Origin of the sequence: Streptomyces sp. NPDC051452 (assembly GCF_044454765.1) — a bacterium.
Taxonomy (GTDB): domain Bacteria; phylum Actinomycetota; class Actinomycetes; order Streptomycetales; family Streptomycetaceae; genus Streptomyces.
On sequence record NZ_JBITEB010000002.1, the window covers coordinates 877,210 to 890,587 of the forward strand.

General features: G+C 72.4%; 12 protein-coding genes. 4 read left to right on the forward strand and 8 right to left on the reverse strand.

Annotated elements, in window-relative coordinates; genetic code table 11:
- Position 1: 1 nt before the first annotated feature.
- From ACIBA9_RS09285 to ACIBA9_RS09305, 5 genes are all read right to left on the reverse strand, one after another.
- Positions 2-604: a GTP-binding protein gene (locus ACIBA9_RS09285; protein WP_399361175.1), complete on the reverse strand. Its 603-nt coding sequence runs from the start codon at positions 602-604 to the stop codon at positions 2-4.
- A gap of 196 nt (positions 605-800) precedes the next feature.
- A complete protein-coding gene (locus ACIBA9_RS09290) occupies positions 801-1,211 on the reverse strand; it encodes a DUF742 domain-containing protein (RefSeq protein ID WP_393898191.1) in 411 nt (136 codons plus the stop codon).
- Positions 1,212-1,227: 16 nt separating this feature from the next.
- Positions 1,228-1,668 (reverse strand): roadblock/LC7 domain-containing protein, encoded by a 441-nt coding sequence (locus ACIBA9_RS09295; protein WP_393898190.1) that lies wholly within the window; start codon positions 1,666-1,668, stop codon positions 1,228-1,230.
- Positions 1,665-4,520, reverse strand: coding sequence for a nitrate- and nitrite sensing domain-containing protein (locus tag ACIBA9_RS09300; RefSeq protein ID WP_399361177.1), 2,856 nt, complete (start codon positions 4,518-4,520; stop codon positions 1,665-1,667). Before ACIBA9_RS09300 ends, ACIBA9_RS09295 begins: the two co-directional genes overlap by 4 nt.
- A 49-nt stretch (positions 4,521-4,569) precedes the next feature.
- Positions 4,570-5,343, reverse strand: a complete 774-nt coding sequence (locus ACIBA9_RS09305; protein WP_399361180.1) for an MHYT domain-containing protein — start codon at positions 5,341-5,343, stop codon at positions 4,570-4,572.
- Positions 5,344-5,495: 152 nt separating this feature from the next.
- Between ACIBA9_RS09305 and ACIBA9_RS09310 the strand changes: the two genes are divergently transcribed.
- Entirely contained in the window at positions 5,496-6,095 is a 600-nt protein-coding gene (locus ACIBA9_RS09310; RefSeq protein WP_399361183.1) for a class I SAM-dependent methyltransferase, read from the forward strand.
- A gap of 278 nt (positions 6,096-6,373) precedes the next feature.
- Here ACIBA9_RS09310 and ACIBA9_RS09315 read toward each other — a convergent pair whose 3' ends face one another.
- Complete coding sequence (locus ACIBA9_RS09315) at positions 6,374-7,279, reverse strand: oxygenase MpaB family protein (RefSeq protein WP_399361185.1); 906 nt, start codon at positions 7,277-7,279, stop codon at positions 6,374-6,376.
- 306 nt (positions 7,280-7,585) lie between these two features.
- Between ACIBA9_RS09315 and ACIBA9_RS09320 the strand changes: the two genes are divergently transcribed.
- Positions 7,586-8,455: a hypothetical protein gene (locus ACIBA9_RS09320; protein WP_399361187.1), complete on the forward strand. Its 870-nt coding sequence runs from the start codon at positions 7,586-7,588 to the stop codon at positions 8,453-8,455.
- Positions 8,456-8,683: 228 nt separating this feature from the next.
- On the opposite strand, the gene ACIBA9_RS09325 is transcribed toward ACIBA9_RS09320, so the two are convergent.
- Together ACIBA9_RS09325 and xylA are read right to left on the reverse strand one after the other, a co-directional pair.
- Positions 8,684-8,866: a hypothetical protein gene (locus tag ACIBA9_RS09325; RefSeq protein WP_362162333.1), complete on the reverse strand. Its 183-nt coding sequence runs from the start codon at positions 8,864-8,866 to the stop codon at positions 8,684-8,686.
- Positions 8,867-9,094: 228 nt separating this feature from the next.
- A complete protein-coding gene (gene xylA / locus ACIBA9_RS09330) occupies positions 9,095-10,261 on the reverse strand; it encodes a xylose isomerase (RefSeq protein WP_399361190.1) in 1,167 nt (388 codons plus the stop codon).
- A 124-nt stretch (positions 10,262-10,385) separates the two neighbouring features.
- Between xylA and xylB the strand changes: the two genes are divergently transcribed.
- A complete protein-coding gene (gene xylB, locus ACIBA9_RS09335; protein ID WP_399361192.1) occupies positions 10,386-11,867 on the forward strand; it encodes a xylulokinase in 1,482 nt (493 codons plus the stop codon).
- Between the two features lie 7 nt (positions 11,868-11,874).
- On the forward strand, positions 11,875-13,251 hold the full coding sequence (locus ACIBA9_RS09340) for an ROK family protein (RefSeq protein WP_399361194.1): 1,377 nt from the start codon (positions 11,875-11,877) through the stop codon (positions 13,249-13,251).
- Positions 13,252-13,378: the final 127 nt, after the last annotated feature.

The window sequence follows — 13,378 nt, forward strand, 5'->3', positions numbered from 1 at the left end:
GTCAGCCGACCGAGTCCAGGAGCCGGGCGGCGTGCATCCGCCCGGCGTACTCGACGAGCCGGATCAGCACCTCCTTGCCCGAGTCACGCTCCCGCGCGTCACAGAGCACCACCGGTGTGCCGCCGTCCAGGTCGAGTGCCTTCGAGACGTCCTGGGCGCCGTAGCCGCGGGCTCCTGTGAAGCAGTTGACGGCCACCACGAACGGGATGTGCCGGTGCTCGAAGTAGTCGACGGCCGGGAAGCAGTCCTGCAGGCGCCGGGTGTCGGCGAGGACCACGGCGCCGAGTGCGCCCTGGGACAACTCGTCCCAGAGGAACCAGAAGCGGTCCTGGCCCGGTGTGCCGAAGAGGTACAACGACAGGCCCGAGCGGATGGTGATGCGTCCGAAGTCCATGGCGACGGTCGTGGTGACCTTCTGGTCCACGCCGCCGGTGTCGTCGACCAGCTGACCGGCTTGGCTGAGCAGTTCCTCGGTACGCAGCGGCCGGATCTCGCTGACGGCTCCGACCAGGGTCGTCTTGCCGACCCCGAACCCGCCGGCGACCAATATCTTCAGCGCCAGGTCGGAGGTGTCGCCGACGGCGTCGGACTGCTCGAGAACCATGATCACTTCTCTCGAAAGGGCCTGCTGCGGTCAAGGTGTAGGTGCTCCGAAGGTGAAGTCGGCATCATGGCAACCACGGCACCGCTCCGGGTGGTTGTACCGGAACGCACCTGATGTGACCGACTCCTATCCGCTCTCTTGCGCAATCCGCACGATTGGGAACGCGGCGTGGCGCACGCGGCTTGCGAACGTTCATCTACAGCGCTCGCAATCCTGCGACGACCTCACGCAGGATCCGTTCGTCGGGCAGGTGCGTAGGCGGCACGGGACGACTGACGGTGACACAGCCGAGCTCCAGGAGGTCGCCGAGGAGCACTCTGATCACTCCCACGGGCAGGTCGGCGTCGGCGGCGAGTTCGGCGACCGACTGTCTCTCCGTCCGGCACAACTCGATCAGGGCACGGTGTTCGGGGCCGAGCACGGAGGCGCCCGTTTCGGGTCCGGTGGGATCGAGGGCGACGAGCGCGATGAGGTCGAAGCGCACTCCGGAGGGGCCGGACTGGGTGCGCCCGCCCGTCATGGCGTACGGGCGGACCAGGGGCCCGGCCTCCCCGTCGTACCACTGGCTGCCCGGCTCCGTCGGTCCATCGGTCGGGTTCTCGGTCATCGGCACGTTCTCCGGCTCATCCTGCGGCGGGCGGCTGGGCCGCCGTGCGCGGCGGTGTGTACAGATGCTCGCCGACCCGCTTGACCAGGCGCGCCATCTCGTAGGCCACGAGGCCGATATCGGCGGTGACGGCGGTCAGCAGGGCGAGGCAGGAACCGTCCCCGGCGGCGGCCACGAAGAGGAAACCGTCGTCCATCTCGACCATGGTCTGGCGTACGCCGCCCGCGCCGAAGTGCCGCCCTGCGCCCTTGGCGAGGCTGTTGAAGCCGGAGGCGACTGCGGCGAGGTGTTCGGCGTCCTCCCGCGCAAGGTCGGTGGAGGCGCCGACGGCCAGGCCGTCGTTGGACAGCACGACGGCGTGCCGTATCTCGCTCACCCGCATGACCAAGTCGTCCAGCAGCCAATCCAACTCGCCGGATGGCCGGCCGGCCGCCCTCGGGTTCGGGTCCTGCGTCATGCCGGGTCTCCTTCGTCGCTCTGACTGTCCGTGCGGTCGGCGCTAGGACCGCTCATACGACTGTCCGTACCGCTGCCTGCGCGGTTGTCCGTTCGGCTGCCGGTCTCGTGATCCGGTGTGGCGCCCCGGCCGGCGCGACGGCCACCGCCGCGGGTCCAGCCGTCGCGGTAGGCCGTCATGCGGTCCCGTACGAGTTCCGGGGTGCGCTGTACGTCCGCGCGCGGTGCTGTGTTGGGCGCCGGTTCCTCGGTCCGCTGACGGCGGAGTTGGGGTGCGAGGCTCGCCTGGCGCACCCGACGCGGGAGGTCGTCGGCGGCCTCGAGGCCGTTCGGTGGACGGTGCGGCCTCAAGGCGGTGACTCCGGGGGGTGGTGGTTCGTTCGAGGTGCCGTGCGGGGCGGGCTCGAGCGGGGCACGATGCGGGGCCGGCTCCATGCGGCGCTCGGCGCCGCCGGGCTCGGACGGGGCGCGGTACGGCCCGGGTTCGGCGCGCAGGGGGCCGGGCGCCGATTCCAGGGAGCCGAACTGCGTTTGGTGGGGGCCGGATGCCGGGTGATCGGAGCCGGGCTCGGGCGCGGTGCCGTGTGCCCCGGCGGCGGCCGAACCGCCGGCCGAGCCGGAGGTGTCCGCGGCGCCGTGCGCGCCAGGAAGGGAGGGCAAGGCCAGCGCGACCCGTCGCTCCGACAGTACGTCATCGCCTTCCCGTCGCATGGCCTCGCGTCGCACCACCTCCGGTGGCGCGGCCTCGCGGGGCACGCGCGCGTAGTCGGATTCCCGTTCGGAACGGTCGTGTTCCCCGGGCCGGGAAGAACGTTCCGCCGCGCCGCCGTGCAGCAGAGCGGTGGGCACCAGGACGACGGCGGTGGTGCCTCCGTAGGGAGAGGCCCTCAGATGCACCTTGACGTCATGCCGTGAGGCGAGCCTGCTCACCACGAAGAGTCCGAGTCGATCACTGTCGAACAGATCGAGGGCCTCGGAATGCTCGATACGCCGGTTGGCCTCGGCGAGGGTGTCGGCGCCCATGCCGAGTCCCCGGTCCTCGATCTCCAGGGCGTAACCGTTGCCGACGAATTCACCGGTGACGCGCACGCGCGTGTGGGGTGGTGAGAACTGGGCCGCGTTCTCGACCAGTTCGGCGAGGAGATGGGTGAGGTCGGCGACCGCCGCCCCGATGACGTGGGCCTCGTGGAACTGGCGCACCTCCACGCGCGCGTAGTCCTCTACTTCCGACACGGCGGCACGTACGACGTTCGTCAGGGACACCGGCTTGCGCCAGGCACGCCCGGGAGCCGAGCCGGAGAGGATGATCAGGCTCTCGGCGTGGCGGCGCATCCGGGTGGTGAGGTGGTCCAGACGGAAGAGGTCGCCCAGTTCGTCGGGGTCGTCCGAGCGCCGTTCCATGCTGTCGAGGAGGGTGAGCTGACGGTGGACCAGCACCTGACTACGGCGGGCGAGGTTGACGAAGACCCCGGAGATGCCGCTGGCCAGTTCGGCGCGCTCCACGGCGGCGTGCAGGGCGGCACGGTGCACGGTGGTCAGCGCCTCCGCGACCTGGCCGGTCTCGTCCTCGGTTGACGGGCCGGCGGGCGCCTCGGCCCGGATGTCGATCTCCTCGCCCGCGCGCAGCCGGCGCATCGCCTCCGGGAGTTTGCGCCGGGCGATCTCCAGAGCGTCGTTTCGCAGGCTGACGAGTTCCACCACGAGCGCGCGCCCGATCCGGACGGAGATCACGAGCGAGGCGGCGACCGCCACGAGGCCGAGGATCACGACGGCACCCGCCGGACCGAGCAGACCTCGCGAGACGGGGTCCGCGCGACCTGCGACGGCACGGCCGGTGTCCGCCTCGATGGTCCGCATCCCGTCCCGTACTCGCGCGTGCGCGTCGCTCCAACCGACCTGTGGTGCCAGTCCGGACGGCTTGGCGATGAGAATCTCGTCCTCGGCCGCGCCGAGCGCCGTATAGGAGCGGCCCATAGCCAGACGGTGCCAGGCGGCACGTTGCGCGGCGGGCAGGTCGGGAACGGCCGCGTCGGTGAGGGTACGGCGGGAGGCGACCGCGGAGCCGAACAGCCGAAGCCGCTCACCACGCAGGCCGCCGACGGTCCGCGCGTCCCCGAGGACGGCGTCCTCCTGGGCCAGGGCCTCCCCGGCGCGGGAGAATTCGAGCAGCACGCGCGCACCGGCGCCGATATCGGCCTGCTGGACGCCGCTGAGGGCGCCGTCGACTGTGAAGGCAGCCCCGATGGCCTTCGTGTACCGGGCGTAGGCCTCGTCCCAGCCGGCCTTGCGGTCGCGTACGGCGGTGCGCAGCGTACGGAGCCGCTCGGCGCCGGTGACGAACGCGTCGAGGCGTTCGGAGACACCGGCCGGCAGTTCCTGGCTGTCGGCGACCGTGCTGTCGTCGCCGAGTCGCAGGTGGGCCACGGCCCGGTCGGTAAGGGCCGCCAGGCTGTCGAAGGTTGTGCGAGTACCGAGGCCCGGGGCGTCCGCGTAGCGTACGGCCGCACTGCGCTCGGCCTGCAGCGCGGCGACAGCGGCTGCCACCGGGGTGCGCAGCTCCGCGTCGACGCGTTGGGCCTGACGGAGCCGGGCGATGTCCTGGGCGGTGCTGACGGTGGCGTAGCCCCACAGGGCGAGCAGGGAGACCACGGGCACCATCAGGAGGCTGACCACCTTGGCGCGCACGGTCCGGGGGCGTAGCTGCCGGCGGCCCCGTTTCGTGCGTGCCGTGGTCGGCGGTATGCCGAGGGGGCGGTCCGCGCTCTCCCGCGCCGGCGGTCCGGCGTGTGCGCGGCGGCCACGCGGGTGCCGTGCCGGGGAGCCGGCTTTCAGTGCTGTACGGGGCTGGCGCATGGCCTCCTCGTTCGGGACGGGGGTAGGGACGCTCGGAGCGGTTGCGCCGTCAGCGGACGGGGCTGTCGACGGGCCGTTGGGCGAAGGCGGAGGCCTCGCGTTCGTCGGCGGTGGGTGACAAGGCGACGAAGGCCGAAGTGATGAACAGGTAGGAGCCAAGGCCGACGGCGAGCGGGAAGATGAACTGCATCGCCGTGGCGCCGGGCAGGGGCGCCGCGGACGGGTCCACGCGCACGCTCACCGCGAACATCCCGGTGTAGTGCATGCTGCTCACGGCCACACCCATGACCAGGGAGGCGACGGTGACCGCGAGGGGTGACCTGATGTTGAGCCCGGCCCACAGTGCGGCCGTGGCGGCCACCACGGCGATCAGTACCGACACCGCGACGAGGACGGGGTCGTACCGGACGTGGCCGTGCAGCCGGACCGCCGCCATACCCAGGTAGTGCATGCTGGCGACACCCAGTCCCGTGGTGAGCCCGCCGAGCGGAAGCGCGCGGTTGTGGTCGCGGCTGTAGCCGACCGCGAAGACGCCGGCGCTGACGACGACCATGGCGACGACGAGGCTCGAGATGGTCAGCGGCACGTCGTAGCGGATGTCGGTGCCGCTGACGCGGAAACCGAGCATGGCCACGAAGTGCATCGTCCAGATGCCCGTACCGATCGCCGAAGCGGCGGTGAGCAGCCAGTTGCGGCGCGAGCGGCCGGAGGTGGCGAGCGCCCGCACGGTGCAGCGCAGCCCCAGTGCGGCACCCACACAGGCCATCGCGTACGACAGCACGGGGGTCAGCCAGCCGAAGGCGGCGTGGTCCATATGTCCCATGACCCCGGGACGCTATCCGGGGCAGGGGCGCACGAAAGGGGCGCATTTCGAAAGCTGTTGGAATATGACACGGAAATGCGATGGAACGATCACATCACGCTCGAACATGCGCACAGAGACGTCCCACGTGACGATGAGGGATCATGCCGAACATGAGCGACGACCACACACACGTACGGGAGTTCTTCACCGCCCGAGCAGCCCACTGGGACGCCAAGTTCCCCGATGACGGTCCCGCCTACGCGGCCGCCGTCGCCGGCCTCGGGCTGCGCGCTGGTGACCGCGTGCTGGACGCCGGCTGCGGCACGGGGCGTGCCCTGCCGCCCCTGCGCACCGCCGTGGGCCCTTCGGGAGTGGTGGTGGGCGCGGATCTGACCCAGGCGATGCTGGCGGCCGCCACCCGGGCGGGCCGGCACCGGGACGGGCGGCTGCTGCTCGCGGACGTGGCCTCGCTGCCGTTGCGGTCGGCCTCGCTGGACGCCGTGTTCGCGGCCGGGCTGATCGCACACCTGCCGCACCCGTCGGACAACCTGCGCGAACTGGCCCGCGTGGTACGGCCGAACGGCACGCTCGCGCTGTTCCACCCGATCGGCCGGGCGGCCCTGGCGGCACGGCAGGGGCGCCGGGTCACACCGGACGACCTGCGGGCCGAGAACAATTTGGCTCCGTTGCTGGCGCGTTCGGGGTGGCGGATGACGTCGTATGCCGACGAGGACGCCCGCTTCCTCGCGCTCGCGGTGCGGGTGAACTGACCGCTCTGACCGCGGAAGCGCTCACCACCTCCGCGGTATCCGCGGAGCAGGCAGCGGAGCGTCTTCCGTCCACACCGGTGAGCCCGACTCCGGGCCGCCCGCCGCGGCCATCCCGGTCGTGGTGGTGGAGGAAGCCGGGCGCGGGCGCGGAGAAGCCGGTCGCGGTCGAGGGAGGAGGCCGCCCGTGGGCCGGCGCGCCCAGCCCCTCCGGGGGCCCTCTCCGCCCCAGAGGCAGGAGCGAGCCGGACCGGTTCGCCGGGCCGCGCGGCACACTCGTGTCACTCGGCGGATTCGGCCGCCGAGGCGTCCCGGTGCCGCACCGGGCAGCCGCGCAGCCCGGGAACCGGCCGGGTGCCCAGATCGGCCACGCGATAGCCGCCGGGGTAGCCCTTGATCTCCGGGTTCTGGCGGGCGAAGTGCGGCATACGGCGCGGCGGCAGCAGTCTGACGAGCCGGCCCCGTGTCCATACCGCGCCACGCACGAACGCGGAGGTGGCCGCGCCGGGCGCCGGGTAGCGGAACGCGCGCAGCAGCGGTTCGTCGAGCAGGGCGAGCGTCGCGGTGCGCAGCAGCGGCGCCAGGGGACGCGGGTACCAGGATGCCATCAGGTCCAGGGTGGCGTCGGAGACCTGCCGGGCCTGCCGATCCCAGTCGAAATGGGCCTCCTCGTAGGCGTTGAGCAGTGTCTCGAACTCCTCGTAGGTCCTCGGGATGTCGGAGATGCCCATGTGCCGGCCCAGGGTGCGGTAGTACTCGGTGGACGCGACGATCTCGTGCCGGGACAGCCGCCGCCAGCCGTAGGTGTCGATCCAGCGTCTCGGCGTGACGACGAAGGTGCTGAGTACGTACCGCATGTCGTCTTGGGCGATGTCGTAGCTGCGGTGCATCTGGTTGATGCGACGGATCGCGGTACGACCCTCCTCGGCGGCGAAACCGTGTTCCACGATGCTGTCGAGGAGCAGCGCGGTGTCGTCGTAGCGCTTCTGTGTGCGCTCGGTGAGCTCCGCCGTCCGCGCGAGCAGCCGCCCGATGCTCGGTACGGCATACGTGCGGTAGAGGGCCAACTCCAAGGCACGTGCGTAGTCCCAGGGAAATTCGTACGCCACGCTGAGCCGATAGATCTCCACGGCATCTGCCACCGGGTCCAGCCGACGGATGTGCGCGAGCCTCTCGAACCGTTTCACGGTGTCGTCCCCCTTCTGCGCCCGAAGGCCCAACTTTACGTGTCGGTACGTCTGATGCGCGATCGGCGCCGATCCCGTCACGAGCGGCGGCCGCCTCTCGGCTCCGGGGCACGACGAGTCCTCGGAGCCGTGGGCCGAGAACCTCCCGGACCGTTGCCGGTCGCGGAAAACGTGCCGCCGACTTGTGGTCGTTTCGCCCCCGTCCAGGTGGAGACCTGCAGCTCCGCGCGGTGTGCGGAGCCGTGACAAGGGCCTTCCCGGCGCACTAGGGTGCGCGCCGATGGACGAACCACTCGGGAGGCTGGGATGGCCGGGACGGACGAAGAGGCCGTCGCCGCCGCGGACGATGCGCTGTATGTGCTCACGGCGGTGCTGCTGACGCCGGCGAAGTTTCCGAGCGTACTGGGCGACGACTATCCGGAGGCGTGCGCGGCACTGGGGCTGCCGCCTCGCGCCGACGGGTACGGACTGGTGCTGGGCCAGGACGGCGAGGGCGCGCGCTGGACGGTCGTCATCGACGACGTCTCGCTGGTGGCCGTGGCCATCGCGTCCTGGGACTGCGGCATGGAGTACGACCTGTCGCCGGACGAGCGCGCGGTCGTGACCGCTCTGCCGGGCTGGCCCCTGGCCGTCGCCGTGGCGGCGCCGGGCGTCCCCGCGCCGCACGATCCGCCGCACGAGGACGAGGACCAGCGCCCGCTCAGCCCGCCGGACACCAGCGCATGGGGCCCCGCACAGCGGCGTCTCGGTGCCGACGAGATAGCGCTGCAGTGGGCCGCATGGCGGGGACAGATCGACGACGCCGAGTTCTCCGTGCCGGACGGCCAGGCACAGTCCCCGGAGACACCTGAGGCCGCGGGGCCGGGGGTGACGCCGGCCCAGGGCGGAGACGACGTCCCGGGAAGCGGACACCAGGGTGTCCGGCGGGTCCTCGCGGAGGCGCGCGCCTATGTCACCTCTCCCCCGCCGCTCGGACGGGTGCGCTCCTCGTTCGCCTCGGGTGACGCCCGTACGCTGCGCGCCGACGGCCCGGGTTGGTCCATGGTGGCCCGCACCGACGACATCGCGTTCGTCCTGCTCGACGAGAAGCCCGGCGAGGTGCTGCCGATCGGGCGTGGATCCGAACTGCCGCCCCTGCTCGAGGCACTCGACAAGCTGGCCGTACGGCCCCTGTGAGCGGAGGCACGACGACGGCCCTGAGCGCCCTGAGCAACGTGACGGACCGAGGCGCGTCGCGGTTCGGATGAATCGCGAACCGCGACGCCGCAACCGACCTACCTGCCGTACCTGGCGTACCAGGCGTACGAGCCCAAGTCGCCATTCCCATCGAGTCCGCACGGGCCGGTGGCCGCACGGGCCCGCACGGACGCCTCGGCGGAGTCTCCGACCCCTCCGCCAGGTGCGTCAGCGGCCCAGCTCCTTGCGGCCGACCCTGCGCAGTCTGCGTCGCTGTGAGGGGTCCAGCGCCAGGTAAGCAGCCACCGGCACCCCCACCACGATCAGGAACGTCACCCACCAGGGCAGCCAAATCAGCAGGATGAGCCCGACCGCCACGCCGCCCACGGCGACCTTCGCGTTCTTGGACATGAGCGTCCCTCCTTCGCGGCCACTGCCGCTCTCTGCTCTGAGAACGGCTCCCCGCTTCCCGCGGTTCCGCACGCCGACCCTGAGACGCCCCTGATAACACCCTGAGAGGTCCACGACGCCCCCCGAGGTGCCCGGCCGACCCCGTCACCGGGGCCGGCCCGGTCCACCTGCCGAATGCGCGGCGGTTCGGTACGCGCGCGACGGGACGTGGCAACGCGCGCGGGGTACTCAGTCTCGCGCCCCCAGCAGGTGGTCAAGCGCCAGCTGGTCGAGGTGTTCGAAGGCCATGCCCCGGTCAGCGGCCGCTTCCACGTCGAAGTCCTCGAAGGCCGCGCGGTCGGCGAGGAGGGCCCGCAGGCCGTCCGCGGCGGTCGGCCGGGCCAGCTCGTCCAGCCGGGCGGCGCGCAGCGCCTCGCGCACCCGCGGATCCTCCCGGAAGGCCGCCGAGCGCTCCTTCAGGATGAGGTAGTTGCGCATGCATCCCGCCGCCGAGGCCCACACGCCGTCGAGGTCCTCGGTCCGCGGCGGCTTGAAGTCGAAGTGGCGGGGCCCGTCGTACCCGGCGCTCTCCAGAAGGTCGACGAGCCAGAACGCGGCCCGCAGGTCACCGGCGCCGAACCGCAGGTCCTGGTCGTACTTGATGCCCGACTGGCCGTTGAGGTCGATGTGGAACAGCTTGCCCGCCCACAGGGCCTGCGCGATGCCGTGCGGGAAGTTGAGCCCGGCCATCTGCTCGTGGCCGACCTCCGGGTTGACGCCGTACAGCTCGGGGCGCTCCAGCCGTTCGATGAAGGCCAGCGCGTGGCCGACGGTGGGCAGCAGGATGTCGCCGCGGGGTTCGTTCGGCTTGGGTTCGATGGCGAAGCGGATGTCGTAGCCCTGCTCGGTCACGTACTCGCCGAGCAGGTCGAAGGCCTCCTTCATGCGGTCCAGCGCCGCGCGCACGTCCTTGGCGGCACCGGATTCGGCGCCCTCACGACCACCCCAGGCGACGTACGTCCTCGCTCCCATTTCGGCCGCCAGGTCGATGTTGCGGATCGTCTTGCGCAGCGCGTAGCGGCGCACGTCGCGGTCGTTGGCGGTGAACGCTCCGTCCTTGAAGACGGGGTGGGTGAAGAGGTTGGTCGTGGCCATCGGGACGGTCATGCCGGTGGCGTCCAGGGCCTGACGGAACCGCTTGACGTGCGACTCACGCTCGGTGTCCGACGAGCCGAACGGGATCAGGTCGTCGTCGTGGAAGGTGACGCCGTAGGCGCCCAGGTCGGCGAGGCGTCGCACCGTCTCGACCGGGTCGAGGGGACTGCGGGTGGCGTCGCCGAACGGGTCCCTGCCCTGCCAGCCGACGGTCCACAGTCCGAAGGTGAACCTGTCCTCGGGGGTGGGCTGATAGCTCATACCGCGGCTCCTCGCTGCGTCCGACTATTTCGTCATGGCCGTTTACAAATTAGTATGCGGACGCGCCCTGGGGAAGAGACAAGATGTCTTTGTCCCGCAGAGCCGCGGAAGAGGGAGAAGCCCGATGTCAGCAGCCGAGGGTCCGCTCGTCGTGGGCGTGGACACCTCCACCCAGTCCACGAAGGCGTTGGTCGTCGACGCGGCCACCGGCCAGGTGGTGGCGAGCGGACAGGCGCCCCACACGGTGTCCTCCGGGGCGGGCCGGGAGAGCGACCCGCGTCGGTGGTGGGACGCCCTGTGCGAGGCGTTGCACCAGTGCGGGGACGCGGCCCACGAAGCGGCGGCGGTGTCCATCGGCGGCCAGCAGCACGGCCTGGTCACCCTGGACGGGCGCGGCGAGCCGGTGCGTCCGGCGCTGCTGTGGAACGACGTCCGGTCGGCCCCGCAGGCCCGTCGTCTGGTGGCGGAGCTGGGCGGTCCCAAGGCCTGGGCGGAACGCACAGGCAGTGTGCCGGGGGCGTCGTTCACCGTCACGAAGTGGGCCTGGCTGGCGGAGCACGAGCCGGAGGCGGTCCGCGCCACCAGGGCGGTACGGCTCCCCCACGACTACCTCACCGAGCGCCTGACCGGACAGGGCACCACCGACCGCGGCGACGCCTCGGGCACCGGCTGGTGGGCGTCGGGTCCCGAGGCCTACGACGAGGAGACCCTGGCGCACATCGGCCTCGACCCGGCGATGCTGCCGCGCGTGGTGCGCCCGGGCGAGGTGGTCGGCACCGTACGGGACAGCCACGACCTGCCGTTCTCCAAGGGCACGCTGGTGGCGCCGGGAACCGGTGACAACGCGGCGGCGGCGCTGGGGCTCGGCCTGCGCCCCGGCACGCCGGTGCTCAGTCTCGGCACGTCCGGCACGGTGTACGCCGTCTCCGAGCACCGCCCGACCGATCCGACCGGCACGGTGGCCGGCTTCGCCGACGCGCGCGGGGACTGGCTGCCCCTGGCCTGCACACTGAACTGCACGCTCGCCGTGGACCGCGTCGCGACCCTGCTGGGCCTGGACCGGGAGGCGGTGGAGCCGGGCGGATCGGTGACGCTGCTGCCGTACCTGGACGGCGAACGCACCCCGAACCTGCCCCACGCCTCGGGCCTGCTGCACGGTCTGCGGCACGACACGACGGCCGGGCAGGTGCTGCAGGCCGCCTACGACGGCGCGGTGCACACCCTGCTCGGGGCCCTCGACCTGGTCCTGGACGAGGACGCCGACCGCGCGGCCCCGCTTCTGCTGATCGGCGGTGGCGCGCGGGGCACGGCCTGGCAGCAGACCGTTCGCCGTCTGTCGGGCCGGCCGGTGCGGGTGCCACAGGCCGGAGAACTCGTCGCGCTGGGCGCGGCGGCGCAGGCGGCCGGGCTGCTGACCGGAGAGGATCCGGCGGCCGTGGCCCGCCGCTGGAAAACGGCCGAGGGCCCGGTGCTGGAGGCCGTGGAGCGGGACGGGGAGACCTTGGAGTGGATCACCGGGGTACTCTCCGACGCGGCCCCGCTGCTGGAGCGTGGGGCCGGACCCCGACCGCACGGAGAGAGCCGCGCGGCAGACGACCGGAGTTGACGGAGGCATGACCGCACCGCCGCACGGAGGCCGCACGCCCGGCAATGGCCGCGCCCTGCCGGACACCCAGCAGGGCATGCGGAGGCGCAACCTCGCCCGGGTGATGCACGCCGTCAGTGCCGAGGGCTCGCTGTCGCGGGCGGCGGTCTCCACACGGATCGGGTTGACGCGGGCCGCGGTGTCGACCCTGGTGGACGATCTGATCCGCTGGGGGCTGTTGGAGGAGCTGGGCCCGGAGCGGCCGGGCCGGGTGGGGCGACCGGGATCGGCGCTCGCGGTGAGCGGGCGCGGGCCGGCCGGGATCGGCGCGGAGATCGGCGTCGATCACCTAGCGGTGTGCCTGGTCGATCTGCGCGGCGAGGTACGCGCGCGTGCCGTGCGGCACGGTGTCAACCGGGGCCGGGCCCCCGAGCCGGTGGTCGAGGAGCTGACGGCACTGATCCGCGAGGTCGTCACGGAGGCGGGACGGGAGGATCTCCGGCCCGCCGGGCTCGCCGTCGCCGTGCCCGGCCTGGTGGCCCGGGACGGTCGGACGGTGGTCCGTGCCCCGAACCTCGACTGGCGTGACACGGACCTCGGCAGCCTGTTGCCCGACGCCTGGCCGCTGACCGTGGACAGCGAGGCCAACTTCGGTGCCCTGGCCGAGCTGTGGCTCGCCGAAGGAACCCCGCGCGAGTTCCTGCACGTCTCGGCCGAGATCGGCATCGGTGCCGCCCTGGTCGTGGACGGTGGGCTGTTGCGCGGCACCCGGGGCTTCGCCGGCGAGCTGGGCCACGTACCCGTGCGGCCGGACGGTCCGGCCTGCCCCTGTGGCGGCCGTGGATGCCTCGAGCAGTACGCGGGGGAGGAAGCGGTGCTGCGGGCCGCGGGACTGGCGGCGGGGGCGCCTCCCGAGGAGCAGACGGGGGTACGCGGCGAGCGGGCCGGCCGGGTGAAGGCCGGCGAGCGAGCCGAGCGGGTGGCAGCCGGTACGCCGGCCGAGCGGGTGGTGGAGCTGGGAAGGCGAACCGGCCTGGAGAGGATCGGTGGGCGAGGCGACCTACGGCTCGCAGGGCGAGCCGACGTCGTGGGACTGCTCGGGGTGCGGGCCGAGGACGGCGACGAGAGGGTACGGGCGGCCCTGCGGGACGCCGGCACGGCGCTCGGCATAGCCCTGACCGGCGCGGTGAACCTGCTCGATCCCGAAACGGTGGTCCTGGGCGGGGCGCTGGCGGGGCTCGCACCCTGGCTGCTGCCGTCACTGGAGGCGGAATTGACCGGCCGCACCGCCGGCCCGGCTTGCCCGATCGCGGTGTCACGTCTGGGCCCGGAAGGCCCGCTGCTGGGCGCGGCGCACTCGGTCGTCCGGTCCGTACTGGACGACCCGGCGGCCTCCGCGGCATGACCTCGCGCTCTGCCGCTGCTTGACGCGCCTCGCCTTGCCGTCGAGGCGCCCGGACTCAGCCGAACAGGTGGCCGAGTTGTCCACAGGGGGCGACTTGTCCACCGAACCGCGGTGTGCCCTTCATCCC